The organism is Pseudomonas sp., assembly GCF_050739655.1.
GTDB lineage: Bacteria > Pseudomonadota > Gammaproteobacteria > Pseudomonadales > Pseudomonadaceae > Aquipseudomonas.
Map to the genome: position 1 here is coordinate 1 of NZ_JBOIBY010000402.1, position 1184 is coordinate 1184.

Consider the following 1184-nt stretch of genomic DNA (forward strand, 5'->3'; position numbering starts at 1 on the left):
CTGGTTGTTTTTTGATCATCATCCTGAAAGCCACGGATTACATAGCCTTCAGAGGATGGCAAACACCTTATCCACAGAAGCGCCAACAGACTTTGGGGTTAACTTCGCAGGTTCTGTGGAAAACCGCTGAAACCCGCAGAAAACCGGTGTTTGCGTGAAATCTGACGGTACAAAACCGTCTTTTGATCATTTCTTGATCACAAGCCTGCACGCCACGGTCTATAAGGCCTACAGACGATAGCAAACATCTTATCCACAGAAGCGCCAACAGAGATTGGGGGCAAGTCTGCATCAACAGCAGCACTTATCCCCTTGAAAAAGCTTGGAAAAACCACGAGCCAGGGTGGTTGTTTTTTTGTACGACGCCCTGCAGGGCTTGATTTGTATGGGGCGTAGCGAGGGGCGAACATGTTATCCACAGAACCACCAACAGGGATTGTGGGTAAACGCCAAAGTTGTTCAGACTCTATTGAGGCACGAGCGGCCTGAATCCAGGTCCAGGTTCAATTCGAAGTCTTTGAAGGCACGCCACCCGAGCAATATCGACGGGACGTATTGCCCGTTCACCAACGACGGCGGGATGGTAAAGCCCGGGTAGTATTTGTAGCTGACCACCAGAGTGTCGCCTTGCAGGGCCAATACGCCGGTGAAGCGTTGAAAGTGCTTATTGTCGCCGGTGTAAACGTTCGAGCCTCCCGGTGTCAGCGCCTGCGCCACGCTGACTTGCCTGCCGGGCGACGCGGCCGTCAGGTAGTCGACATTTCCCGTATCGATGATGGCCTGCGTTGCCCGACGATCCAGCTGTGCGGCAATTACCAGCCGTTGGTTGAGATCCTGGCGGCTTAAGGCAATGGGCGCATCACAGCGCCTGGCAGGCGGCGGATCAAGCTCCAGTGTTCTCCTGGTTATTTTCAAGCGCCCCAGCTTGCTGATCAGATCCAGCCCCAACAAATTATCCCGGTCGCTGACAAAGACCAGGACGTTCCTGAACTCACGGGTGCCGACTTTCAGCGATCCGAGAACGCCCAGTCGCGCGGCCAAGCCCTGTTCGCCATAAAACGTGCTGTAGCGGTAATGAGCATCGGGCAACATCCTGATGCCCATCTGTTTCGCAGTCTCGATGTTGACCCGGGTTTGCGGTGCCCCCGTGTCCAGTACAAAACGCGCAGAGACTCCGTTGGCTG

1 protein-coding gene is annotated in these 1184 nt (G+C 54.7%); it reads right to left on the minus strand.

Features of this window, described 5'->3' with window-relative positions:
• Nucleotides 1–459 precede the first annotated feature (459 nt).
• Nucleotides 460–1184: retropepsin-like aspartic protease (locus ACRESJ_RS19775; RefSeq protein ID WP_431759397.1), on the minus strand; the 725-nt coding region annotated here is incomplete at its 5' end.